We start from the raw sequence: 24,588 nt of genomic DNA, 5'->3' as shown, positions 1-24,588 counted from the left end.
TCGACACAGGCCGGGGGCATATCAGCAGCCCCGGGCGTGCAGGACTTCCGGCACCGTCCTGAGCAGGATGCTCATGTCTCTTTTGAAAGACAGGCTGTGCACATAGGCGGCATCGATTTCGGCGCGATGTTCGAAATCATTCTCTTTTCGCAGCGTGACCTGCCACAGGCCGGTCAGGCCGGGGCGGACCATGGCATAGGCGGCGGCGCCGTCCTTGTCATACTCATCCAGCTCGTCTTGGGTGATTGGACGTGGGCCGATCAGGCTCATCTCCCCCTTCAGCACGTTAAAGAGTTGGGGCAGCTCATCCAGACCCGTTTTGCGCAGCTTTTTCCCGATTTCGGTCACCCGCGGATCATCGCGCAGTTTGTGGGTTCTTCGCCATTCATCCGCCCGAGCCGGATCGGTGGCCAGAACGTTGCGCAGTGCCTGATCGGCATCCGGTCGCATGGTGCGGATCTTATAGCAGTTAAAGGGCACGCCCTTGCGCCCGATACGTGGATGGGCATAGAAAAACGCCCCTCCATCGCGGCGCACTTTCACATAGAGGTAAAGGAAAAGAAGAGCCACAAGCGGCAGGCCCAGGACCACCAGGATGACATCCAGTGCGGGCTTGATGATGCGCGCGTAAAATCCCCCGGCACCCGACGACAGGATGCCACGGCTAGCTCTTTTGTTTAGCAACAAAAACAGGCTTGGATGCTCCTGAAGCCATGCCCCCTGCTTTTTGTGTTCAATATCCCCGCTCAAAACCACGTCTCCTTCCCAAACAAAAGGGACACACGCAAACACGCAACCAATTCTTTCTGTTCTGGGATTCCCCCTCCCCGGTGCACAATGTGTCGAAAGTGTCAAAACATGAGAAATATGTGACAGAATTGAAATATTTTATGCGCTGGTCCGATACCGGTCAATTGAACCTTCTATTAGGCAATGTGGTGGTGGTGGGGTTCTCGTTATCCGGGAAATGGTGGGGCAGGCGCGTGTCCGGTGGGGCGGGGTCACGTCGCGCGCAACAGAAAACCACGATTGGCAAGGCCCAAAAACAGGGTGGCATACAGAAAAGCGCTGGTGGTCGGGCCAAAGGAATCGCTGGTGAAATTGGCTGCAATATAGGCCAGTGGCGACAGCGCAAGCCCGATGCACACACACCGCCCCTCAAGCGGAGCCCCCTTCGCCAAAAGGGATTTCCGGATCGTGTCAAAACAGCAGATGGTGATCGCCAGGATCAATATGGTGATCAGCACCAAACCGGGCACACCCAAAGTACGTGCAAATTCCAACATGACGTTGTGACTGTGGGACACGCCAGACTGGATCGGCTGTCCCGCCCCGACCCCCAGGATTGGGTTCTGGATGAAAAGCGCCAGGCTGTCTTCCCATAATCCCATGCGGCTATCCACCGAATGCGGGGTATCCCCCTGGAAGAACTGTTGCAACAGGGCCAGAGCGCGTGGATTGAGCACGCTCAGGACCGTCAGGGCCAGCGCCATTGTCGTGACATAGGCGACCACCGCAAGGACGAGCCTGACCACGCGTTCGCGTCCCTGATAGGCCAGGATACACCACAAGATGAGAAGGGTCAGCACGGACGCGACCGAGATCATCAGGTTGGTTTTTGACCCGGATGCGATCAGGCCGAGGATCAGGCAGATCAGCGCCGCCGCCCACCAAAGCTTGTGCCGGTTGGATAAAAACAGCGCTGCCGTTGGGGGCAGAACCGTAGACAGGGCAATGCCGAACTGATTGGGGTTTTTGAAAAACCCCGAAGCCCGGTCGGCCCCACGAAAGATTGCCGCGTTCAGGCCGGGTTCGAAAAAGGCCAGGAATGACAGGATGCAGACGCCAACAAGCGCAAGGCTTAGCGTTGCCAGCAACAGGTGCAGACGCCCGGGCGTGGCGGTGCCATTCATCATGGTAAACATCGCAAATGCGGTGCTGAAAGAGACCACAGTGCGCGCCACACGAAACGGCTCGGCCGCGATGAACGCCGACAGAATGGCGCACAGGACCATCATCCCGCAACATCCAAGGATAATCAGAATGGCGAAGCGACCGGAATGATCAAACGCAGGCACAGGGCGTTGGGCGCTTGCCAGTGCCCAGACCGGCAGGCAGATCAACATCAATAGATGGCCCGGGGTGACGTCCTGCGGGAATGCCACCAGGGCGGGATATGCGATGGTCACCAACAGGCACAGGCCCAGAAAGGTCGACAGAGGCGCCAACCCGGGAAGTTGCCGGGTTGCTGTGGTCATCTCCAATCTCGTGACTTGGGATCGGCAGGTATGGGACCGGTCTCGGAGGGCAGCCGATCCTCTTCATCAAACTGCTCCCACCGTTCGCGCAAGATCTGAAACTGGCTGCCCATTCCCCTGGGCAGGCGCTGATCAACGACAATCCCCCATTCGCGCCAGACCGCAATGACCGCGCCAATACCGATCCCGCCCAACAGGGCCAGAACCAACAACAGCTTGTATTGCGGCCAGACCGGGATCGGGTTCGGACGGGCCGGGGACAGAATATGAACCGGGGTCGCCAGCGCGGTTCTCTGCACCACCTCCAGATCTCGCAGGTGGTCGGCATATATGTTTTCCAATATCCCCGCTTCATATTCGGCGATCCGGATTTTTGACCATTCCTGACCATTGATCAGGTCCATGGCGGCGTTCAGATCCGCTGAAATGCTGTTGCGGCTTGCCACAAGAATCCTGAGCTCCTGTTCCAGCGCCACCAGTTTTTGTTGCCGCAAAAGCTCCAGATCGTCGCGCAGGGTATTGGCCTGACGCTCCAGTTGCACTGCGGCTTCGGTTCGCGCGCCATTTTGCTGCATTTGGGCCAGTCTCATCTGGGTGTTCACAAAGGCCGCATGAAGGTTTGCCCCGCGTTCGGTCTGCATCGCCGCCAGTTTCAGGCTTTCCGGATCCTCCCGATCCTGCAGCTGCCGCACCTGTTCTTGCAGACCGATCAGGGATTGGTCACTTTCGGAGAGGGCCAAGGTCAGCTGCAGAATGCGCGCCTCAAGATCCTGCACCCCACCGCGCCCGTCCTTGAGGCTGGACCGGATTTCCTGGGCTTCGGTGAACAGGCTCTCGATCGCCTGGCGCAGTTCCACCAGGCGGGATTGCGAAAACGACAGGGCTTGTTGTGTTCTGCTCTGCGTCTGCTCCCTGATCTGGGAAATCAGGGTTTCGGCATATAGGTTTGCCAGATCTGCTGCACGTTGTGGCGAGGTGTGCCTGTAAATGACTTCCAGTATGGCCGTTTCGCGCACGCGCCGGACCACAAGGTCTTTCTTGATCTCATCCACCAGCAAGCTGCGACGTTCCAGGTCGGTCATTTCCGTCTGCGCCGCGCCACCCAGCGCCCTGCGCAGCCCGCCAAACAGCCGCACCAACCTGCTGCGCTGGGCCTCCGGCAAGCTGCCAGGGGGCAATTGGTCAATGACAAGTGATGTAACCTCATCCGAGGTCATCGCCGCCACATGTGACATCAGCTGCGGTTCCAGATCCGTGCGATCTTCGACCTCACCCAGTTCGACCCGCAACAGGGCTTTTGCCGAATGGATTGGGGTGGCGATGATGAAATACAGCCCGCATAGCAAAAGGCATGCCGCCGGAAAGGCAACAAGGGGGACAAACTGTCGTTTCAATAGTTCCCTGATATACGTCATCTTGATCTTCCGGGAGCTCTGGACAAAATACGGTCGGATGAAAAGCTTGGTGAAAGCACCATCCGTTCAATGCAAAAATAACCTTGAGAATTGAAAGCATAGCCGCGGAAGGGCGTTTCGGCAACTCCGGGCTCTTTGCCGCGGTTGGGCCATGCTTTGCCGTGGAAGGAATTTGCCCCTTCAACGGCTTGATTGATCTCAGTGTCTTACCCGTCAGACGCATTGCACGTGCAACCGGTCGGGCCGCGTGGGTTCACCGGATATGTCTTGTGGATTTGCGGCACCTTTGCGCTCTGGATGTGCCGTCTTGAACGTGGCGGCCTCAATGGCCTAGGCTTTCTATATTCAGGTTTTGATCAAAAACTTTCGAAGCAAGGGATGAAACACAGATTTGATAAAAAGATAGGGGTCGCGTAGAGTTGGGTCGGACATTGCCAAAGCCGGACCGACAAATGAGCAGATTGACAGGGCGTCGCCCAGTACATGAAACCTATTACACCCAGATCAAGGAAAAGATCCTGTTTGGCGAGGTGATGCCGGGACAGCCCTTGACCATACATGGCTTGGCCGATGCGATTGGGTCCGGGGTGACCCCGGTCCGGGAAGCGATCCGCAAGCTGACCACGGAAGGAGCGTTGGAGGTTTTGGAAAACCGCCGGGTGGCTGTGCCCGTCATGACGCGCCAGCGGTTGGAACAGTTGAATATTCTTCGCATGGCGATCGAACCGATTTTGGCCGAAAAGGGCGCAAAGACCATAGATCTGCCGGGTATAAACGAACTGGAGCGGATTGATGACGAGATGGGGGAGGCCATCGAGTCAGGGGATATCCGCGCTTACCTTGAAACCAATTACCGATTTCATTTCAGGCTGTATTCCGAAGCGGGTGCCGACATCCTGTTGCGCCACACCGAAATGATCTGGCTGCAGCTTGGACCTTCCTTGCGGGTCGGGTGCGGGCGATTTGGGACGTCGAATTTCAGTGACCAGCATATCGAGGCCATCCGCGCCCTGCGCGAAGGCGATGTGGCGGCCGTGAAGGCGGCATTTGAAGAGGATATCTCTCAGGGCATGGGGTTTGTCGAAAGGTCTCTGTCCTAAAATTAATGATCAAAACAGTATGCCAGTCGCATAGACTTGACATGTTTGCAGATTTGATCAAAAGTGCGCCAAGATCTGATCGACGTTGCCGTGTGCCTGTAAGGCGCGGGCGGCGATCAAAGGAGGGATCATGAAACAGGATCGTCACGGGGGCTGGGTCAGCCAGCTGTCTTCAGAATTTGCCGAATATGCCCAAGGGCGCCGTATTGAAGAGGTGGAATGCATCATTCCCGACCTTGCCGGCACCTCGCGCGGCAAGGCAATGCCCGCGGTGAAATTCAATCCCGATGCGGAACTGGCGCTGCCCATCTCGCTCTTTTACCAAACGATATCGGGCGAATATGTGGATATGGAGATCGAGAACCAGTGGCTGGAGCGCGATATTGTCCTGCGCGCCGACATGTCCACCGCGAACGCAGTTCCTTGGTCCGAAGACGTGACGGTGCAGATCATCTGCGACATGTTCAATCGTGACGGAAGCCCCTTGGCGATCTCGCCGCGCAATGTGCTCAAACATGTGGTGGACCTGTATTCGGCCAAAGGGTGGAAACCTGTCGTCGCACCAGAGCTGGAGTTTTACCTGACCAAACCCAATCACGACCCCAACGAGCCGATTGAACCGCCGATCGGACGCACCGGACGGCAAGGGGCAAGCCGTCAGGTCTATTCCATGTCGGCGGTGGATGAATATGGGCCGGTGATTGACACGATCTATGATTATGCCGAGGCGCAGGGGCTTGAGATTGATACGGTGATCCAGGAAGGCGGGGCCGGCCAGATTGAGATCAATCTCAATCACGGGGACCCTGTTCACCTCGCCGATCAGGTGTTCCTGTTCAAACGCACGATCCGCGAGGCGGCGCTGAAAAACGGTGTCTTTGCCACCTTCATGGCCAAGCCAATCCGCGATGAGCCGGGCAGCGCGATGCATGTGCATCAGTCGATTGTCGAAGAGAAGACCGGCCAGAACATTTTTTCGAACGAGGATGGCAGCGCGTCTGATCTGTTTCGCTGGTTCATCGGCGGGTCGCAAAAATACATGATGGATGTGGTGCCCTTGCTGGCGCCCTATGTAAATTCGTTCCGCCGCATCACGGTAGAGGGGCAATCGGCCCCGGCAAATCTGGAATGGGCAGCGGACAATCGCACCACCGGGCTGCGTGTTCCGCATTCCGGCCCCGCCGCGCGTCGGCTGGAAAACCGGGTGATCGGCATGGATTGCAACCCCTATATCGCCATCGCCACCTCGCTGGCCTGCGGATATCTGGGCATGATGAACAAGGTGGAACCGCGCCCGGAAGCCACCAAAGAGGTGTGGGAGGCGGAAGAACCCTTGCCGCCGTCCCTGCGTGAGGCGCTTGATCTGTTTGACCAGGCGACAGAAATCCGCGCGGTGATGGGAGAGGAGTTCTGCAAGCTCTATTCCGACATCAAATGGGCCGAGAACGAGGAATACCAGCGCGAAATCTCGCCCTGGGAACGTCGCCACCTTCTGCTGAATGCCTGATGGCCGCTAGGCCCCGTCCAACAATTTGGCCCTGCCTGATGAAATGAGACCGATATGGACCTGCTGACCGTAAATGATCGCCCGGGGCAATACCCGCAATCCTACTACGCGGCCACCGCGACACCGCTAGACAAGTTCCCGCGTGCCGAAGGCGAGATCAGATGTGACGTTTGCGTGGTTGGCGGCGGCTTCATGGGACTGTCGACCGCGCTGCATCTGGCGCAGAAAGGCTATGACGTGGTGCTGGTGGACGCGCAGCGCGTGGGCTTTGGCGCCTCTGGCCGCAATGGTGGCCAGGTGGGGCAGGGGCAGCGGGTCGATCAGGACGAGCTGGAACAGATGGTCGGCAAGGATCACGCACAGGCGCTGTGGAAACTGGCCAACCAATCGGTAGATCTGGTGCGCGATCTGTCCAGATCAGATCAGGTGCGCGCAGAGTTCCATGACGGGGTGCTGCACACCGATCACCGCAAACGATATGTGGCGCACAGCCGGGACTATGCACAGAAGCTCCGCGATGATTATGGATATGACAAGATCCGGTTTGTGGACGAAGAAGAATGCCGCCATCTGGTCAACTCGCCTGCCTATTATGGTGGCACGCTGGACATGGGGGCGGGGCATATTCATCCGTTGGAGTTTGCTCTTGGTCTGGCGCGGATGGCGGTTCAGGCCGGGGCGCGGATTTTTGAAGAGACCAAGGTGACCGCGATCAACGAGGGCGATCCGGCCCAAGTGGTGACCGAGGCGGCCCGAATTTCGGCCAGCTACGTGGTGATGGGCTGCAATGGGTATCTTGGTACCATGCAAAAACATGTGGCCGAACGGGTGATGCCGATCAACAATTACATCGTCGCCACCACCCCGATGACCCCAGATCAGCAGGAAGAGCTGATCCGCAACAATTACGCCGTGGCAGACAGCAAGTTCGTGATCAATTACTTCCGCTTCTCGGATGATCATCGCCTGCTGTTTGGTGGAACCGAAAGCTACCGCTACAAATTTCCCACTGATATTGCCGCTGCGGTGCGCCGCCCGATGGAGGAGATTTTTCCGCAGTTGAAAGATGTGGGCATTGAGTATGCCTGGGGCGGCACCCTGGGCATCACCATGAACCGGATGCCGCATTACGAACGGATCAGTGGCAATATCCTCACACTTTCCGGGTTTTCAGGCCACGGGGTGGGTATGGCCACCCTGTCGGGTCAGATCGCGGCAGAGGTGATTTCCGGTCAGGCCGAACGGTTTGATCTGCTGGCAAAGGTCCCCACCCACCCCTTCCCCGGTGGCCCGGCCCTGCGCACGCCGCTTTTGGTGCTGGCAATGCTGTGGTTCAGTCTGCGCGATAAGCTCTGATCCAAAATGCGGAAGGCGCCGCGGGGCTAACCCCTGTCATTGTCGTGATTTCATCGGCGTTGTCGCGACCGCGCCCGATCCGGTGGTGTTGGGAGAAAGCTTTGGTATGTCAGTGGCTTGGAAGACGGCCTGGCGTTCAGGCCCAAAAGAACTCTGATCCGCACCCGGTTTGGGGCAAAATATGAAGAAACACCTGAAGTTTTGGAGGCGAGTACCGGAATCGAACCGGTGTACACGGATTTGCAATCCGCTGCGTCACCACTCCGCCAACTCGCCATCCGTGGTGTGCGGCTTCTCTAGCGCCATTTGTCCGGGAATGTCCAGAGGGGAGTTGTCAAGAAAGTGGAAAGATTTCAGAAATTCCGTCCTGCTGAAATGTTTCGAAATTAGTGGCTTCCGGGTGACAGTTAATAGCTTGTGGGATTGCTGGTCTGGTCTATCTATGCCAAAACGATCAAGATGTTTATGACAAGATAGGCCTGACCATGACCGACTTTGCCGCTCGCCGCACGATGATGGTGGACACGCAGGTGCGCCCCTCGGATGTAACCAAGTTCCCGATCATCGACGCGATGTTGTCTGTTCCGCGTGAGGAATTTGTCCCCGATGCAAAGCGCGAAGCCGCTTATATGGGGGAAAATGTCGATCTTGGTGGCGGTCGCGTTGTGCTGGAGCCGCGCACCCTGGCAAAGATGCTGGATGCGCTGGACATTCAACCCGACGAGATGGTTCTCGATCTTGGTTGTGGTCTGGGGTATAGCGCTGCGGTTCTGGCGAAGTTGGCAGATTTTGTTGTCGCCGTGGAAAGTGATGAAACCATGGCGGCAGATGCGCAAACCGGCCTGTCTGAATTTGGGGCTGATAATGTTGCGGTGATCGCGGGCGATCTTGCCGACGGCAACGCCAAAAACGGCCCATATGACGTGATTATGGTTCAGGGCGCCGTGGAACAGATTCCGACCGGTCTATTTGATCAGTTGAAGGATGGTGGCCGGATGACGGCAATCTTTGCCGACGGAAAACTGGGCACTGTGCGTATTGGTTATAAAATTGATGGCGAGATGGTGTGGCGACACGCTTTTCACGCCGGTGCTCCGGTGGTGGCCGGATTTGAAGCGTCACGCGCGTTTGCGCTTTGACAGGCCTTGCCCCGACAAACCGGGGCAGGCGCAAAGCTTGGGGCATTTGAAACGCTAGAACAAGTGGATGGAAAAAATGGGTTTCAAGACAAAACTGGCAGGGGTGGCAACCATTGCATTGATGGTCATAAGCCCGGCTGCCTGGGCCGAGAGCCTGTCAGATGCGATGGCATCGGCATATAAGAACAGCGGCCTTCTGAAGCAAAACCAGGCGGTGTTGCGCGCGGCCAGTGAAGATGTGGCAGTTTCACTGTCGTCTTTGCGCCCGACCATTGAATATTCGCTGACCCATGGATGGGCGGATACGGATGGCGCGGGCCCGCTTCCTGACGTGCGCTCGACCCAGGCCGACCTCACGGCAAGCATACTGATCTACAGTTTTGGGCGTGGGAAACTGGGCGTGGAAGCGTCAAAAGAGCTGGTCATGGCGTCCCGCGATATTCTGGTTAGCGTGGAGCAGAACATCCTTTTGCGGGCAGTTCAGGCCTATCTGAATGTACGCTCAGCCAGTGAAAACGCCGCCCTGCAGGCCAATTCCGTTCGGGTTTTGACCCAGGAACTGCGCGCGGCAAATGACCGTTTTGAAGTGGGCGAAGTCACGCAGACTGACGTGGCACAGGCCCGGGCGCGCGTGGCATCGGCCCGCTCCAACGAAGCGTCCGCCGTCGGGCAGCTTGCGATCGCCCGCGAAGAATATCGCGCCGCTATCGGCCACTTGCCGAAAGGGTTGGCCACCCCGCCGCGCCTGCCGCGCACGGCCAACTCTTTGAACGAAGCCAAAGCGATTGCGCGCAAACGTCACCCCGATATTCTGGCGGCAGAGCACCAGGTGGCTGCTGCGGATCTGGGGATCGAGATCTCGAAAAAATCCATGCTCCCCTCTTTGGTGGGGTCGGCGAAAACCTCATACACTGATGTGATCGGGGACGGCACAAACGGGAATTTCGACAACCGCATTGGCCTGACCTTGAAAGGTCAGATCTATGCCGGCGGCAAACGTTCGGCCGAATATCGCAAATCGATTGCCCAGGCAGAGCAGGCCCGCGCCGGACTGCAGCTTGCCCGGGTTGCCGTGGATCAGAACGTGGCAAATGCCTGGTCTCAGATGGCCATCGCAGCCGCCAGGCTGGAGGCCGCGGACCGTCAGATCCGCGCCAGCCGCGTGGCCCTTCGCGGTGCCCGTGAAGAAGCGTTGCTGGGGTCGCGGACCACGCTGGACGTGCTGAACGCCGAACAGGAATTGCTGAACGCGGAAACCGCGCGCATTTCCGCGCAGTCCGAGCGGTACTTCGCCGCCTATCAGCTGTTGTCTTCGATGGGTCTTTTGACTGCCGAACACCTGAAGCTGGGTGTGGTGACCTATGACGCTGAGGCCTATTACAATGCCGTGCGCAACGCACCGGTGCGCCGGGTCAGCCCGCAAGGTGAAAAGCTGGATGCCATCATTTCGATTTTTGGCAAACAGTGATCATCAGGTGATCACCTGACGAGAACGACGTGACGGGGCGCTTGGCGCCCCGTTTGCGTATCCCTCTGTTGTGAGAATCATGTCCGGCTTGTAAACTGCACCTGTAAACCTCGGCAAAACCGGGAAAAATAAAAGTTTGTAAGCAGGTATTCAGGCATGTCGGACCCCGTATCCAATGCAGAGATCGAGGACGTTCTTTCCTCGATTCGTCGTCTCGTATCCGAGAATGCGACGCCAGAATTGGGGCCGGTTGCCAAAGAGGCCGCCAAGCCTGGGGCGGCTGAAACTGCGGACCAGGATGCCGGGGCGCATGATATCAATGACAAGCTGGTTTTGACCCCGGCCTTCCGCGTGCATGAGGCGACGGACCCAATTGATGCACAGCATCAAGAGGACACAGATGTTTCGCGAATTGAGGACAACGAAGATCCCGGCGTGCCTTCGGAAGACGGGCCGGTTGCCCCCGCTGTCCAGACGCTTCACCTGACCGGGGCGCTGAGCGTCACTCAGGAGGACGGTAGCGCAGATGAGGTGACATCTTTTGATGCGGAAACAGCCCCGTCTTCGGATGCGGTGTTTTCTCATCGCGGCGTGAATGAACCCCAGGTGAATGATCCGGAAGGGGAGCGGGACACCGATACCGGGGACATGGATACCGGGGACATGCAAACTGACGAAACACCGGGTGTGGTGCAGGCCGCGGTCGAAAGCCACGCCGATGACGACCCCTCTGCGTCGGAGGGTCTTTGGGACCCGACAGAGACGGCAGAACCAACTGTTGAGCCCGACGTTCAGGCCGTGCAGGAAAACCCCTCTGACGACCCGCCGGACCAACATGCGCAAACCCTTGATCACCGCGTGGCGGAACTGGAAGCTGCGGTAAATGACAGTGCGGTAGAGTTCGAGCCTGATCTGGGCGATGCGGTTGAGGATCTTGGCCCGGGAATATTCCTGCGCCGTCGTGCCGAGGCAGAGACGGAGTTGGGGCAGGGCGAGGCGGAAGAGCCTTGCGAGGAGGCCCCAAATGTGAACCGTCCGGACCAGAACTGGGAAGAATTTGACGCGGAAGTAGAGGCCTTTGTTTCAGGACCGGACGAGATTGAAGGTCATGCGCAGCCCGTTGATCCGGCAGATGAGAACCCGGAAGACGCCATTTTGAGCGACGAGGAAGAGATCGATCTTCTGGACGAAGATATGCTGCGCGACCTGGTCACCCGACTGGTCCGCGAAGAACTTCAGGGCGAGGTTGGGGAAAAGATCACCCGCAATGTGCGTCGGCTGGTGCGCCGCGAGGTCGAACGGGCGCTGACGCTCAAATCGCTCGAATAAAATCTATTTTGCTAACTCGTAGAGCCGGTCGAGATCCAGATGGGTCTCGATATGCTGTGCCAGTGCGTCCAGCGTGTCTTCCACCTGAACTTCATATCCCGCGTGGGCGACAGTGGCCCCAAGCGATTGCAGATAGTGGCGGCGAAACCCGTCCGCTGAAAACAACCCGTGCAGGTAACAGCCGCGCACGCGACCCGTGGCGTTCATCGCCCCCTCTTGACGTGCGCCGATCTCCAACCAGGCCCGGGCGCAATCCGGCCCATCGGTTTGGCCCAAGTGGATTTCATACCCCTCAACGGTTTCGCCGCTGGTCAAATCCCGCGCCGAGGTCAGGGCGAGGGTTTTCTTCGGCTCCAACCGCGTGACCACATCCAGATGCCCCAACCCGGCAACGCGCCCCGGTGCGCCTTCGATGCCCGCGTCATCCCGGATCTCGCGCCCCAGCATCTGATAGCCACCACAAACCCCCAACACATCCCCGCCACGACGGATATGGGCGGACAGATCAATGTCCCACCCATGAGCGCGAAATTCGGCCAGATCGGCAATGGTAGATTTGGATCCGGGGATCAGGATCAGGTCGGCATCAAGGGGCAGGGGGCGCCCCGGTTCGATGATCTCGACCGTTACGTCCGGCTCGTTGACCAGCGGATCAAGGTCGTCGAAATTGGCGATCCGCCCCAGTTTGGGCACCACGATCTTAAAGCTGCCGCCCTTGCGCGTGGCAATATCCAGCACGTCTTCGGCGGGCAGGCGCCACGCGTCAGAAAACCAGGGCAGGGTGCCCAGATCAGACCAGCCGGTACGGGTGGCGATCTCGGTCGCGCCGTCGGCAAACAGCGTCACGTCGCCGCGGAATTTGTTGACCAGAAACGCCTTGATCCGGTCGCGGTCCGCGGGGGGCAGAACGGCATGGGTGCCAACAAGCTGGGCAATCACCCCGCCTCGGTCAATGTCACCGGCCAGCACCACAGGCAGATTGGCGGCCTCGGCAAAGCCCATATTGGCGATGTCGCCTGCGCGCAGGTTGACCTCTGCTGGGCTGCCCGCGCCCTCCACCAAAACCAGATCCACGTGTGATTTCAAGCGGTTGAAGCTTTCCAACACCTTTGGCATCAGGCTGGACTTCATCTTGCCGTAATCGCGTGCGCGCAGGGTTGTCAGCCGCTCGCCCTGAACCACAACCTGTGCCCCGGTGTCCGTTTCCGGCTTCAACAGCACCGGGTTCATATCCACAACCGGGTCCAGCCCGCAGGCGCGCGCCTGCAAGGCCTGCGCCCGGCCAATTTCTCCGCCATCCACGGTGACGGCGGCATTGTTTGACATGTTTTGCGGCTTGAAAGGGGCCACGCGCAACCCGCGTTTCACAAAGGCGCGTGCCATTCCTGCGACCAGCATGGATTTACCGACATTTGAGCCTGCGCCCTGGATCATGATGGATTTTGTCATGCCTGATCCATACGGCGTTTCCTTCGCGCTGCCCAGCCCTTTGACGACAGGCAAAAGAAGGAAGACGACAAAAGAAAACGCATCCCCAAAGGGATGCGTTTTTCAGCGCTGAAATGTGCAGCGTGATCAGGCGGCTTCAGCCGCCATTGCATTGCGTCGTTCGCTTTCTTCACGCGACAGCGCAACCGAGGTCCGGATGCCTTTGCCAACAAAGTCCATGAGGCCTTTGACCACACGTTCATTGGGATCAATGCCAGCACAGCTCAACACTTCGCGCCCGTCGCGCGACCGTGCCCAGCGGGCAATCTGATCCGGCCCATTGCCGTATTTCTTGTCGTCAGCAATCGCATCATCGAGGGCAGCCAGAACAACGGCAGCAAAAAGTTTGCGCGCGCGGTTGCCCTGCTCGTGGTTGAATGCGGTACCGTCTACGGAATCCAACATGGTGATCCTTTTTTTGTTATTGCTCTTGCGCTCCCAAGGCGTTCGGCCAATATGGCGTTTTCGCCGCGATTCGGTATCCCTTGAGGCGCATGGCTGCCATGTTCCTGTTGCATGGCTGTTACCTTTCCTTCACCAATTCAGCACCGTTTGATGGGTTCGGCCCTGAACACGCACTCCGTAAGATATCGTTGTCTTGCAAGGGCAAGACCGCCAAGATATAGGTGCTTTCCAACGGATAACAACCTTTAAGGGTCAATTAACATGCCCAAGATCAACGGCAATGAAATCCGCCCAGGCAACGTGTTGGAACACAATGACGGGCTGTGGGCGGCGGTGAAAGTCGACCATGTGAAACCCGGCAAGGGGGGCGCTTTTGCACAGGTCGAACTGAAAAACCTGCGCAATGGGTCCAAGCTGAACGAGCGGTTCCGCTCTGCCGATAAGGTGGAACGCGTGCGTCTGGAGCAAAAAGACCAGCAATTCCTTTATGAAGATGACGGGATGCTGATCTTCATGGACACCGAAACCTATGAGCAGAACCAGATCCCGTCCGATCTGCTGGGGGAACGTCGCCCGTTTTTGCAAGATGGCATGACCATCGTAGTGGAATTTTACGAATCCGAAGCGTTGAACGCGACCCTGCCGCAGAAAGTGACCTGCACCATTGAGGAAACCGAGCCGGTGGTGAAGGGCCAGACCGCAGCCAATTCGTTCAAACCGGCGCTTTTGGACAATGGTGTGCGCGTGATGGTGCCGCCTTTCGTGGGCACCGGCGAGGCGATTGTGGTGAACACCGAAACCATGGAATATGCGGAACGCGCCTAAGCTGCGTTTGCGATATGTCTAACGGGGGCAGGGCCATGTGCTCTGCCCTTTTTCTTTGAGGCCCCGATGACCACGATCCTGTTCAACAAACCCTTTAATGTCCTGTCGCAGTTCACCGACAAGGGGACCGAGGGCAGTGCGCGCGAAACCCTGTCGGATTACATCGACATTCCCAAGGTCTACGCGGCGGGGCGGCTGGATCGGGACAGCGAGGGGCTGTTGGTTCTGACCGACAATGGTGGTTTGCAGGCCAAGATCGCCAATCCTAAATTCAAGCTGGAAAAGACCTATTGGGCGCAGGTTGAAGGCATCCCGGACGAGGCGGCGTTGGCCGCGCTCAGCACCGGTGTTGATCTCAAGGACGGGCGCACGCGGCCCGCCAAAGTGGCGCGGATCGAGGAACCAAAGATGCTGTGGCCCCGCACGCCGCCCATTCGCGAACGCAAATCGGTGCCGGATTGCTGGATCGAACTGACCATCCGTGAAGGCAAAAACCGCCAGGTGCGGCGGATGACGGCGGCGGTCGGGCATCCGACGCTGCGGCTGATCCGGTATCGCGTGGGGGACTGGACGCTGGATGGCATCCCGTCGGGGCACTGGACCCATGCGCCGCACCGCCCGCAGTTTGGCGGAAACCTGTGACCCTGCCGGGGCTTGACCTTGATTGGGACCAGGCCCGCGATCACACGGACATCAGGACGGCGCGTCGCCGGACCACGACACCCGGACCCCGGCCGCTTCCATATCCGGGCCCGCGCGGTCAAATCGCAGATAGGCAATGGCGTGGGTGCCGGATTGCGTAAACAGCGTGCCCACGGATTTACCGTCCAGGGTGATCTCAGATCCCACCGGGGCCGATCCGTTGACCGTCACCTGAACAAGCCCCTTGCGCAGCTCGGTTTTGTGCTTCATCCGCGCGGTGACCTCTTGCCCCACGTAACAGCCCTTGCGGAAATCCACGCCGTTCAGCCGTTCAAACCCGGCCTCCAGAATATAGGTGTCGGGGCCAAGTTCGATGCCCGAGGCGGGGATCACATGGGCCACGCGCGGGGCGTCCCAATCCACCTCTTGCGAGGGGCGGCCATCATAGCTGCGCCAGCCCATGTCAGGGTGACGGGGATCGGCAAAAGCGCCGTCCACTACGGGGCCGATGCCGCGCGACGGCGTGATGTCGGTTGCGTCGATCTGCACATCCGAGCGTAGGCGATACATGTTCAGGCGCTGCACCAGACCCGGTGCGATCGTGCTGTCCACGTCCATAAGGATCGCGTCCCGGTCGGGGGCCAGGAAGAAATCGGCCAGATATTTGCCCTGCGGGGTCAGGATCGCGGCATAAACCAGCCCGTGATCGACCCCCGTCACGTCATTGGTGACGAGGTTTTGCAGAAACGCGACACGGTCGGAACCAGTCAGGCGAAGAACAGTGCGAGGCATGGGAGCTCCTTTTACGTGCGACCAAAGCCGAACAGGCGTTTCAGGCTAAACTTGCGCGGCTTTTCCGACTTGGCAAGGGCACGTTGTTTTTCTGCGGCGGCGTCTTCTGCGGTGGGGCCGCTGTCCCTGAACTGCAACGCGTGCAGCTGAGCATAGATGCCTCCGCGGGCCAGCAGCTCGTCATGGGTGCCTTGATCCACCACTTGGCCCTGATCCATCACCACAATTTTGTCCGCGGCCTGAATGGTCGAAAGGCGGTGGGCGATGACCAGCGTGGTGCGGTTTTCCGACAGCTCGTCCAGCGCCTCTTGCACCAGCTTTTCCGATTTCGCATCGAGCGCAGAGGTGGCTTCGTCCAAGAGCAACACCGGGGCGTCGCGCAAGATTGCGCGGGCAATCGCAATGCGTTGACGTTGACCGCCTGACAGGTTCGATCCGCGCGGACCGGCCGGGGTATCAAGCCCCGCCTCCATGCGCGGCAGGAAATCGGCCACATGCGCGGCTTTCAGAGCGTGATCCAACGCGGCCTGATCCACATCTTCGCGCCCCATCAGGATATTGTCGCGCAGCGTTTCGTCAAACAACAGCGCCTCTTGGCTGACCACCGAATAGAGCGCGCGCAGTTGATCGAGCGGAAGCGCGGTGATGTCCGCATTGCCCACGGTGATCGCGCCCTCGTCGGCGTCGGCCAGACGGGTGAGCAGGTTGAAGACGGTGCTTTTCCCCGCGCCAGAGGCCCCCACAAGCGCAGTGGTCTGTCCGGCCTTGGCGACAAAGCTTGCGCCCCTCAGAACCGGCGTGTCGCCGTAAGAGAACCGCACGTCGTTCAGCACGATATCAGCTTGGCGTGCGGGGCCGGACAGTAGTTTTGGCTCCGCCGGTGACAGGATTGTAGGCCGCGTGTTGAACACGTCACGGATCCGTTCAAGCGAGGCCAGCGCGGCCTGCCACGCCCCCGACACTTTGCCCAAGTTGCGCATCGGGTCAAACACCAGCGCCATGGCGGTGAAGAAGGACATGAATTCGCCGACGGTTTTCTCGCCCGAGACGATTTCGAACCCGCCATAGACCAGCACGCCAAAGAACCCGGTGGCGGCGATGATATCGACCATGGCAATGATGGCCGCCTGGTTGGCCTGGCTTTTCAGATGCAGCTTGGCGAAAAGGCCAATGACACCCGTCACGCGACCCTCTTCGCGCTGTTCGGTGCCGGCCAGTTTGACCTGATTGATGCCGTGGAAAATCTCGTCCAGCCGGGTCGAGATCTGCGCGGCAGAGTTGCGGCTGTCGGCGGTGGTTTTGCGCACCTTTTTTTGCAGGATCTCCATCGGGATCACCAGAACCGGGGCGGCGGCCACGGCGATCAGCACCCACAACCAGTCAATCCAAAGCGCAACCCCCAGAAGCGCGAGCAGAGACACCACGTCCCGGGCAACGGCGGCCAGAACCACCTCCCAGATTGTGGCAATCGCCTGCGCGTCGCCTCGCACCCGTTCCATCAAGGTGCCGGGGGAATTGTCGCGAAAATAATTGCTGTCGAGCGTCAGCATATGCGCAACCATGTCAGATTGCAGGCGTGCAGCGACCTGTTGGCCCACATAAACCATCAAAACCTTGTGCCCAAAGGCGGAAATGGCGCGCACGATAAAGATCCCCGCCACCAGCGCAGCCACCAAAATGATCGACCCGGAGGTGCCGCCGGAAAAGGCCTGATCAAACATCGGCATGATCATGTAGCTCAGCCCACCAAGCGCCAGGCCTTCGGCGGCCATCAACATTACCGCACAGATCAGCGGCAGGCGATAGGCACGCAGGTATCCTCGCCACAGCCAGCGGATCATCGGGTCGCGCAATGTCTCACTCATCCTCGTCGCCTTTTGTCTTGCCGCGTTTGGCGTTGAACGAGGCGGTCAGGGCCTCTGGGTCATAATGGTCGCGGATCCAGTCGCGGATCGGCATCGGGTCGGTTTCGATATGTTCGGCATAGGCGGCGATCAGATGGTCCAGGATCCCGGCCTTGGACCAGTGTTGATGGGCATATTTAATCGACAGCTGCTTGGCGGCTTCCTCGACCGGGGCGCCCATATAGTCGATCATGTAAAAGGCTGCGGCCAAGCCGGTGCGATCGGCCCCCGATTTGCAGTGCAGCAGCATCGGCTTTTCCACCTCGTCCATCAGGCGAAAGAGCTCCAGATAGGTCTCGGCAGGCAGTAATTCGCGCGCCTGAAGCGGCAGGTCATAAAGCGCCATCCTGTATTCCGCGCAGGCTTCTTTTTCAAAGAGGTAATAGGAATAGATATCCGGGCCGCGCAGGTTGATGACGGATTTGATGCCAATCTCGGCCAGCTTGGGAAAATGCACCGGGTCCGGTTGGTTTGACCGCCACGTGTCCGGGGACAGTTGATACCGGTTGGGCAGGATGCGGCGCAAAAAGGCGTGATCGACAAGGTTGTTGTGCTTGCGCGCGGCGCGCCGCCCTTCGGGGGTGGAAATATCCATACCAAAGCCACGTTTCCACGCGCGTTCCTTGGCTTTGATCTTGGCATATAGGGTCGACAGCATCGCGCGCTCCGCAAACTTTATTATGGGTGTATCGTCAATACAGGGGGCAGACAAGCAGACCGCCAGATTGACCCGCGCCTAGGACGCGGCCCGCGCTTCAGAAAGCGCCTTGGGCAGGGCTGCGGCAAAAGCATCCAGATCTTCCGGTCGTCCGGCGGAGACACGGATACAGCGATCCTGTGGCGCGGCAAACGGCATCCGCACAAAGATGTCCTGTTTGATCAGCGTGGCCACGACGGCTTTTGCAAATGCCCCATCCTGCCCGCAATCAATCGCCACGAAGTTGGTGGCGGAGGGCAGGGTGGTCAGCCCGTTTGCCGCGGCGATCTCGTCGATCCGCCCCCGCGCCTCGGCGACATTCTGAATGGTCTGGCGCAAATAGGCCTGATCCTGCAATGCGGCCAGTGCGCCTGCCTGGCTGATCCGACACATGCCAAAATGATTGCGGATCTTGTTGAAAGCCGTGATCAGATCAGCATGGGCAATCGCGTAGCCGACCCGCGCGCCTGCCAACCCGTAGGCCTTGGAAAAGGTGCGAAACCGGATCACGCGGGGATCATTGGGCGCCAAGGCCGGGGCCATGCCCTCGGGGCCGAACTCCACATAGGCCTCGTCCAACACCAGAAGACAGCCCTCGGGCACCGCCTCGATCATCGCCTGAACGCGTGCCGCATCATGCCAGCTGCCCATCGGGTTGTCGGGGTTGGCCAGATAGACCAGTTTCGCCCCAACCTCTGCCGCCTTGGCAATCAGCGCCTCCGGGTCTTCGTGATCTCCCGCGTAGGGCACGGTCGCCAACTCACCGCCAAAGCCCGCCACGTGATAGTTGAAGGTCGGATAGGCCCCTTGTGAGGTCACCACCCGGTCGCCCGGCCCAATCTGCAGCCGCACCAGATAGCCCAGCAACCCGTCGATGCCTTCGCCAACCATGATATTGTCCGCGCTTACGTCGTGATGCGCCGCCAGCGCGTGGCGCAGATCATGGCTCTCGGGGTCGCCATACATCCACGCCTCCCCCGCCGCCGCCTGCATCGCGGCAATCGCTTTGGGCGAGGGGCCAAACACATTTTCATTGGCCCCCAAACGCGCCACGAACGCGCGCCCTCGCGCGCGCTCCTGCGCCTCCGGGCCTACAAAGGGAACAGAAGCCGGCAGGCTGTCGGCAAGCGGGGTCAGTCGGGCATGTCTCTTGGTCATACCCCTGTTAGAGCAGTCGTCTTTGTCTCATACAAGCCCTGCTTTCCTCTTGCGCTAAATACCTTGGGGTGAGCCTCAAGGAGGCGAGGGGCAAAGCCCCTTTCAAACAAAAAAGCCGGGCGCATGGCCCGGCTTTCTCGCGTTGTCTTTGACACTTAGTCGATTTCCTTCAACCGCTCCAGCGCGGTTTTCAGAACCTCTTCCTCCGCCTCGCGCGCGTCCAGATTGGCGCGGGTTTCCGCAACCACTTCCGCCGGAGCGCTCTCAGCAAATTTCGGGTTCTTCAGCCGCCCGCGCAGCCCGCCCAATTCCTTGGCCAGCTTGCCCAGCGTCTTTTCAAGCCGCGCGATTTCCTCGTTCACGTCGATGATATCGGCCAGCGGCAGGGCAAAGGTTCCGCCGTCCACAGCCACGGTGATACAGCCTTTGGGCAGATCGGCCATTTCGGTGATGCTGTCGACCCGCGCCATGCGCTGCACCAGCCCGATGTTTCCGGCAAGCGCTTTGCGCCCGGCCGCGTCCAGTTCCTGCTGGATCACCGGGATTTTCAACCCGGCAGGCACGTGCATCTGCGCGCGGGCAGAGCGGATGTTTTCAATCAGCGAAATCACCCAGTTCATCTCGCGCGCTGCAGCCTCATCCACCAGTTCTGCACCATATTCCGGCCAATCGGCGTGGATCAGCATCTTCGGACGTTCCGTAATCTGGCCCCACAGCTCTTCGGTCACAAAGGGCATGATCGGGTGCAGCAGGATCAGGCATTGGTCGATGACCCAGGCCATGGTCGCGCGGGTCTCGGCCACCACCGCCGCGTCGTCCGAGTTCAGAAGCGGTTTTGAGAATTCGACATACCAGTCGCAGACCTTGCCCCAGACATAGGCATAAAGCCCCTGTGCCGCGTCGTTAAACCGATAGCTCGCCAGCGCCTCGTCCACATCCGCGCGGATCTTGGCGGTTTCCGAAATGATCCAGCGGTTCACGGTTTGCGTGGCCGTTGCCGGGTCAAAGTCCGGGCTGGGTTTGCATTCGTTCATCTCGGCAAACCGGGCGGCGTTCCAGATCTTGGTGCCGAAATTGCGATAACCCGCCACGCGGTCCTTCGACATTTTCAACACGCCCCCGATCGAGGCCATGGCGGTGTTGGTAAACCGCAGCGCATCGGCGCCGTATTCGTCAATGATGTCCAGCGGGTCGATCACATTGCCCGTGGTCTTGGACATTTTCTTGCCCTTCTCGTCACGGACAAGCCCGTGCAGATATACCGTATGGAACGGGTTTTTGCCGCAAACCGCCTGTGACATCATCATCATCCGGGCGACCCAGAAAAAGAGGATATCCTGCCCGGTGATCAGCACGTCACCGGGGAAATAGGCGTTCAGCTCGTCCGTGTCCTGCGGCCAGCCCAGCGTGCCAAAGGGCCACAAGCCAGATGAGAACCACGTATCGAGCACGTCCGGGTCGCGCCAGACCGGATAGACCAGCTTGGTTGGGTCCTGCTCCATTTCGTATTGCGCCAGCGCCTCGGCAAACATGTGGATCGCGGCGGCGCGGTCTTCCACTTCCACCACGCGTGCGGCGTTCAGGGGCGTGGGCAGCCCGGCCAAACCCTCTACGAATTTACCGGCCACCTCGTCAAAATGCGCGGCACAGGCGGATTTTTCATGACCCGGCAGGAAATCCTGCTCCAGCATCAGGCGGCCCATCTCGACAATGTCGATCGCCCCGTCCTGTTCATCATCCACGAACCCATTGGCCGACAGGTCAAACCCATACCAAACCGGCACCTGATGCCCCCACCACAGCTGGCGGGAAATGCACCAGGGTTCGATGTTTTCCAGCCAGTGATAGAAGGTCTTCTCGCCGCTTTCGGGCAGGATCTTCACCTCGCCCGACCGCACCGCATCCAGCGCGGGACCGGCGATTTTTTCGGCATCCACAAACCATTGGTCGGTCAGCATCGGTTCGATCACCACCTTGGAACGGTCGCCAAACGGCTGCATGATCGGTTTGTTCTCAACATGGGGCACGGTGCCGGTGATATCTTCCCCATCCACCTCAACGGTTTGGGTGATCATCACGGCCAGCCCTTCGGCGGTGATCTGATCCACCACCAATTTGCGCGCTTCGAACCGGTCGAGGCCACGGAATTCATCCGGCACGAGGTTCATGGCGGCGATCTTCGCCTCGTCAAACCCTTCCTCGCCATTGGCAATGCGCTGGGCAATCTCGGCCTCTTCGGCATAGGGGCGACCATCCGCGCGCATGTGTCCACGCGTATCCATCAGGCTGTACATCGGGATGCCGCCGCGTTTGGCGACCTGGTAGTCGTTGAAATCATGCGCGCCGGTGATTTTCACCGCCCCCGAGCCGAAATCCTTGTCGGGGTATTCATCGGTGATGATCGGGATCAGGCGACGATGTTCTTTCGGGCCCACCGGAATTTCGCAAAGTTTTCCGACGATGGGCGCGTACCGCTCATCCGACGGGTGAACGGCCACCGCCCCGTCGCCCAGCATGGTTTCGGGCCGCGTGGTGGCGATGGAAATGTAATCGCGCTCTTCCTCAAGCACGACATTCCCGTCCTCGTCCTTTTCGACATAGGTGTAGGTGGCGCCGCCCGCGAGCGGGTATTTGAAGTGCCACATGTGACCGGCCACTTCGATGTTCTCCACTTCCAGATCAGAAATGGCAGTTTCGAAATGCGGATCCCAGTTGACCAGACGCTTGCCGCGATAGATCAGCCCCTTGTCATACATATCGACAAAGACCTTCAGAACCGCGTCGTGGAAATTGGCCGAGTTTTCATGTCCCACACGCGGGTCGCCCGGCGCGCCTGCCATGGTGAAGGCGTTGCGCGACCAGTCACAGGTCGACCCCAGACGTTTCAGCTGTTCGATAATGGTTGAGCCATATTGACCCTTCCATTCCCAAACCTTCTCAAGAAACGCTTCACGCCCCAGATCACGGCGTCCTGGCAGGCCCTTTTCGGCCAGCATCTTTTCCACCTGCAATTGGGTGGCGATGCCCGCGTGGTCCTGACCGGGCTGCCACAGCGTGTTAAACCCACGCATCCGATGCCAGCGGGTCAGGATATCCTGCAGCGTGTTGTTGAACGCATGGCCCAGATGCAGCGCACCCGTCACATTGGGCGGCGGGATCATGATGGTAAAGCTGTCCGCACCGGGGCGCGCATTTGCACCCGCCTTGAAGGCGCCCGCCTTTTCCCAGGTTTCGTAAATCCGTGCCTCAGAAGCAGCGGCGTCGAAGGTCTTGTCCATGGCCATAAGATTACCATCCCGTCATTTCACGTGTTGGAACTGGTCTTAACCGCCTGGTGGTAAAAGGGGAAGGGGGCGCAGGCTCGCCTGGCCCCTTCGCCTCTTTTTTCTTGCTTCAAATACCTTGGGGTGCGCGCGTCCCGCGCGAGGGGCAACGCCCCTTATGTCACCACATCCGGCCCCGGGCGTCCGGATCTTGTTTTGATCTCGGTGATCTCTTCACAGGCGGCAATCACATCGGCCAGCGCTTCCTGCGCATCGCGGGTATGATCCCCGTCCGGCCCTTCATAACTTTCCAGATAGACCCGAATGGTCGCCCCTTCCGTTCCCGTGCCGGACAGGCGCAACATGACCCGCGCGCCGCCTTCGAAGCTCACCATCAGACCCTGCCCATGGGTGGTGCTGCCATCCACCGGATCGGTGTAGGAAAAGCTCTCCGCCCCAGACACGGTCAGCTCGGCAAAGCTCTGACCGGGCAGAGAGGTGAAGCGCGCTTCCAGATCTGCCATCAAAGCGTTTGCAATACCCGCATCCACCGCTTCGTAATCATGACGCGAATAGTAATTGCGTCCGAACCGCGCCCAGTGATCGGCAACGACCTCGGCCACCGATGTTTTCCGCACCGCCAAGATGTTGAGCCACAACAGCACCGCCCACAGCCCGTCTTTTTCGCGCACATGGTCCGAACCGGTGCCGGCACTTTCCTCGCCACAGATACTGGCGCGGCCCGCGTCCAGAAGCGTGCCGAAGAACTTCCAGCCGGTGGGTGTTTGAAACGCCTCAACCCCCATCGCCTCGGCCACCCGATCAGACGCGCCCGAGGTGGGCATGGACCGCGCGATCCCCTTGATCCCGCTGGCATATCCCGGCGCCAGATGCGCGTTGGCCGCCAGAATGGCCAGGCTGTCCGAGGGCGTGACATAGATGCCGCGCCCCAGGATCATGTTGCGATCGCCATCCCCATCCGAGGCTGCGGCAAAATCCGGCGCGTCGTGCCCCATGACCAGATCCACCAAGGGTTTGGCCCAGACCGGGTTCGGATCGGGATGTCCGCCGCCAAAATCTTCGCTTGGCACGCCGTTTAGAACGCTGTCTGCAGGGCCCCCCAACCGGTTCACCAGGATCTTGGTGGCATAGGGGCCGGTGACCGCATGCATGGCGTCAAAGCGCAAGGTGAACCCATTGGCAAACAGGCTGCGGATCGCGTCGAAATCAAACAGCTCTTCCATCAACGCGGCGTAGTCTTCCACCGGGTCGACCACCTCGACTTCCATCGCGCCCAAGCGGGTGGTGCCACAGAGATTGATCGCCGGGGCAGGGGCGTCGATCAGGTGATATTCAGTGATGCGCTTGGTTTCGGCCACAATCGCCTCGGTCACCGGCTCCGGTGCGGGACCACCATTGGCGATATTGTATTTCACCCCAAAATCCCCGTCTGGCCCGCCGGGGTTGTGGCTGGCGGACAGGATGATCCCGCCATCAGCACCGCGTTTGCGGATCAGATGGCTGGCCGCCGGGGTCGACAAAATGCCGTCTTGCCCGACAATCACCCTGGCCACGCCATTGGCCGCTGCCATGCGCAGGATGGTGGCAATGGCCGGGGCGTTGAAAAACCGCCCATCGCCCCCCAGCACAAGGGATTTCCCCTTGGCGTCGATGGCGTTGAACAGGGACTGGATATAGGTTTCCAAATAGCCCTTTGATGCAAAAACAGCGGTTTTCTTGCGCAGCCCCGACGTGCCGGGGACCTGCCCCTCAATCGGGGAGGTAACTTGGGTGGAAATGGTCATGGAATGCCAGGTCGTTTGGATGAATGAGCTTTTGCGG

General features: G+C 59.4%; 19 protein-coding genes and 1 tRNA gene. 8 read left to right on the top strand and 12 right to left on the bottom strand.

What is annotated here, in order from left to right; all coding sequences use genetic code 11:
- Positions 1–21: 21 nt before the first annotated feature.
- The 3 genes from ACP15V_RS12175 to ACP15V_RS12165 all read right to left on the bottom strand — a co-directional run bounded on the left by ACP15V_RS12175 (position 22) and on the right by ACP15V_RS12165 (position 3,673).
- Positions 22–750 carry a sugar transferase gene (locus ACP15V_RS12175; RefSeq protein WP_424943971.1) on the bottom strand — a complete coding sequence of 243 codons (729 nt, stop codon included), beginning with the start codon at positions 748–750 and terminating at the stop codon, positions 22–24.
- Between the two features lie 251 nt (positions 751–1,001).
- A complete protein-coding gene (locus tag ACP15V_RS12170; RefSeq protein WP_424943970.1) occupies positions 1,002–2,258 on the bottom strand; it encodes an O-antigen ligase family protein in 1,257 nt (418 codons plus the stop codon).
- The gene (locus tag ACP15V_RS12165) at positions 2,255–3,673 is read right to left on the bottom strand and encodes a GumC family protein (RefSeq protein ID WP_424943969.1); all 1,419 of its coding nucleotides are present in this window, start codon (positions 3,671–3,673) and stop codon (positions 2,255–2,257) included. The genes ACP15V_RS12170 and ACP15V_RS12165 overlap by 4 nt, the downstream gene beginning before the upstream one ends.
- Positions 3,674–4,125: 452 nt before the next feature.
- Between ACP15V_RS12165 and ACP15V_RS12160 the strand changes: the two genes are divergently transcribed.
- From ACP15V_RS12160 to ACP15V_RS12150, 3 genes are all read left to right on the top strand, one after another.
- Positions 4,126–4,773, top strand: coding sequence for a GntR family transcriptional regulator (locus ACP15V_RS12160; RefSeq protein WP_424943968.1), 648 nt, complete (start codon positions 4,126–4,128; stop codon positions 4,771–4,773).
- 130 nt (positions 4,774–4,903) lie between these two features.
- Positions 4,904–6,280 (top strand): glutamine synthetase family protein, encoded by a 1,377-nt coding sequence (locus tag ACP15V_RS12155; RefSeq protein WP_424943967.1) that lies wholly within the window; start codon positions 4,904–4,906, stop codon positions 6,278–6,280.
- A gap of 54 nt (positions 6,281–6,334) precedes the next feature.
- A complete protein-coding gene (locus ACP15V_RS12150) occupies positions 6,335–7,636 on the top strand; it encodes an NAD(P)/FAD-dependent oxidoreductase (RefSeq protein ID WP_424943966.1) in 1,302 nt (433 codons plus the stop codon).
- 202 nt (positions 7,637–7,838) lie between these two features.
- Here ACP15V_RS12150 and ACP15V_RS12145 read toward each other — a convergent pair.
- A tRNA-Cys gene (locus ACP15V_RS12145) sits at positions 7,839–7,912 on the bottom strand.
- Positions 7,913–8,121: 209 nt separating this feature from the next.
- On the opposite strand from ACP15V_RS12145, the gene ACP15V_RS12140 reads away from it, so the two are divergent.
- From ACP15V_RS12140 to ACP15V_RS12130, 3 genes are all read left to right on the top strand, one after another.
- The gene (locus ACP15V_RS12140; protein WP_424943965.1) at positions 8,122–8,775 is read left to right on the top strand and encodes a protein-L-isoaspartate O-methyltransferase family protein; all 654 of its coding nucleotides are present in this window, start codon (positions 8,122–8,124) and stop codon (positions 8,773–8,775) included.
- Positions 8,776–8,851: 76 nt separating this feature from the next.
- A complete protein-coding gene (locus ACP15V_RS12135; protein WP_424943964.1) occupies positions 8,852–10,243 on the top strand; it encodes a TolC family outer membrane protein in 1,392 nt (463 codons plus the stop codon).
- 156 nt (positions 10,244–10,399) lie between these two features.
- On the top strand, positions 10,400–11,572 hold the full coding sequence (locus ACP15V_RS12130; protein WP_424943963.1) for a hypothetical protein: 1,173 nt from the start codon (positions 10,400–10,402) through the stop codon (positions 11,570–11,572).
- Between the two features lie 3 nt (positions 11,573–11,575).
- Here ACP15V_RS12130 and ACP15V_RS12125 read toward each other — a convergent pair whose 3' ends face one another.
- Both ACP15V_RS12125 and ACP15V_RS12120 read right to left on the bottom strand, forming a co-directional pair.
- On the bottom strand, positions 11,576–13,021 hold the full coding sequence (locus tag ACP15V_RS12125) for a cobyric acid synthase (RefSeq protein ID WP_424943962.1): 1,446 nt from the start codon (positions 13,019–13,021) through the stop codon (positions 11,576–11,578).
- Between the two features lie 126 nt (positions 13,022–13,147).
- The gene (locus ACP15V_RS12120) at positions 13,148–13,465 is read right to left on the bottom strand and encodes a DUF6280 family protein (protein ID WP_424943961.1); all 318 of its coding nucleotides are present in this window, start codon (positions 13,463–13,465) and stop codon (positions 13,148–13,150) included.
- Between the two features lie 261 nt (positions 13,466–13,726).
- Between ACP15V_RS12120 and efp the strand changes: the two genes are divergently transcribed.
- Together efp and ACP15V_RS12110 are read left to right on the top strand one after the other, a co-directional pair.
- Positions 13,727–14,290 (top strand): elongation factor P, encoded by a 564-nt coding sequence (gene efp / locus ACP15V_RS12115; protein WP_424943960.1) that lies wholly within the window; start codon positions 13,727–13,729, stop codon positions 14,288–14,290.
- Positions 14,291–14,356: 66 nt separating this feature from the next.
- Positions 14,357–14,932 (top strand): rRNA large subunit pseudouridine synthase E, encoded by a 576-nt coding sequence (locus tag ACP15V_RS12110; RefSeq protein ID WP_424943959.1) that lies wholly within the window; start codon positions 14,357–14,359, stop codon positions 14,930–14,932.
- A gap of 51 nt (positions 14,933–14,983) precedes the next feature.
- Here ACP15V_RS12110 and ACP15V_RS12105 read toward each other — a convergent pair whose 3' ends face one another.
- The 6 genes from ACP15V_RS12105 to ACP15V_RS12080 form a co-directional block, all read right to left on the bottom strand.
- The gene (locus ACP15V_RS12105) at positions 14,984–15,724 is read right to left on the bottom strand and encodes a YgfZ/GcvT domain-containing protein (RefSeq protein WP_424943958.1); all 741 of its coding nucleotides are present in this window, start codon (positions 15,722–15,724) and stop codon (positions 14,984–14,986) included.
- A gap of 11 nt (positions 15,725–15,735) precedes the next feature.
- Entirely contained in the window at positions 15,736–17,589 is a 1,854-nt protein-coding gene (locus ACP15V_RS12100) for an ABC transporter ATP-binding protein (RefSeq protein WP_424943957.1), read from the bottom strand.
- Positions 17,582–18,286 carry a tyrosine-protein phosphatase gene (locus ACP15V_RS12095; RefSeq protein ID WP_424943956.1) on the bottom strand — a complete coding sequence of 235 codons (705 nt, stop codon included), beginning with the start codon at positions 18,284–18,286 and terminating at the stop codon, positions 17,582–17,584. The genes ACP15V_RS12100 and ACP15V_RS12095 overlap by 8 nt, the downstream gene beginning before the upstream one ends.
- A gap of 78 nt (positions 18,287–18,364) precedes the next feature.
- A complete protein-coding gene (locus ACP15V_RS12090) occupies positions 18,365–19,483 on the bottom strand; it encodes a pyridoxal phosphate-dependent aminotransferase (RefSeq protein ID WP_424943955.1) in 1,119 nt (372 codons plus the stop codon).
- 155 nt (positions 19,484–19,638) lie between these two features.
- A complete protein-coding gene (locus ACP15V_RS12085; protein WP_424943954.1) occupies positions 19,639–22,767 on the bottom strand; it encodes a valine--tRNA ligase in 3,129 nt (1,042 codons plus the stop codon).
- A gap of 155 nt (positions 22,768–22,922) precedes the next feature.
- A complete protein-coding gene (locus tag ACP15V_RS12080) occupies positions 22,923–24,551 on the bottom strand; it encodes an alpha-D-glucose phosphate-specific phosphoglucomutase (RefSeq protein ID WP_424943953.1) in 1,629 nt (542 codons plus the stop codon).
- Positions 24,552–24,588: the final 37 nt, after the last annotated feature.

The organism is Aliiroseovarius crassostreae (assembly GCF_049803815.1).
GTDB classification, from domain to species: Bacteria; Pseudomonadota; Alphaproteobacteria; order Rhodobacterales; family Rhodobacteraceae; genus Aliiroseovarius; species Aliiroseovarius crassostreae_A.
The sequence above is the reverse complement of the archived record's forward strand: the minus strand, read 5'-3'. Positions and strand labels throughout refer to the sequence as shown.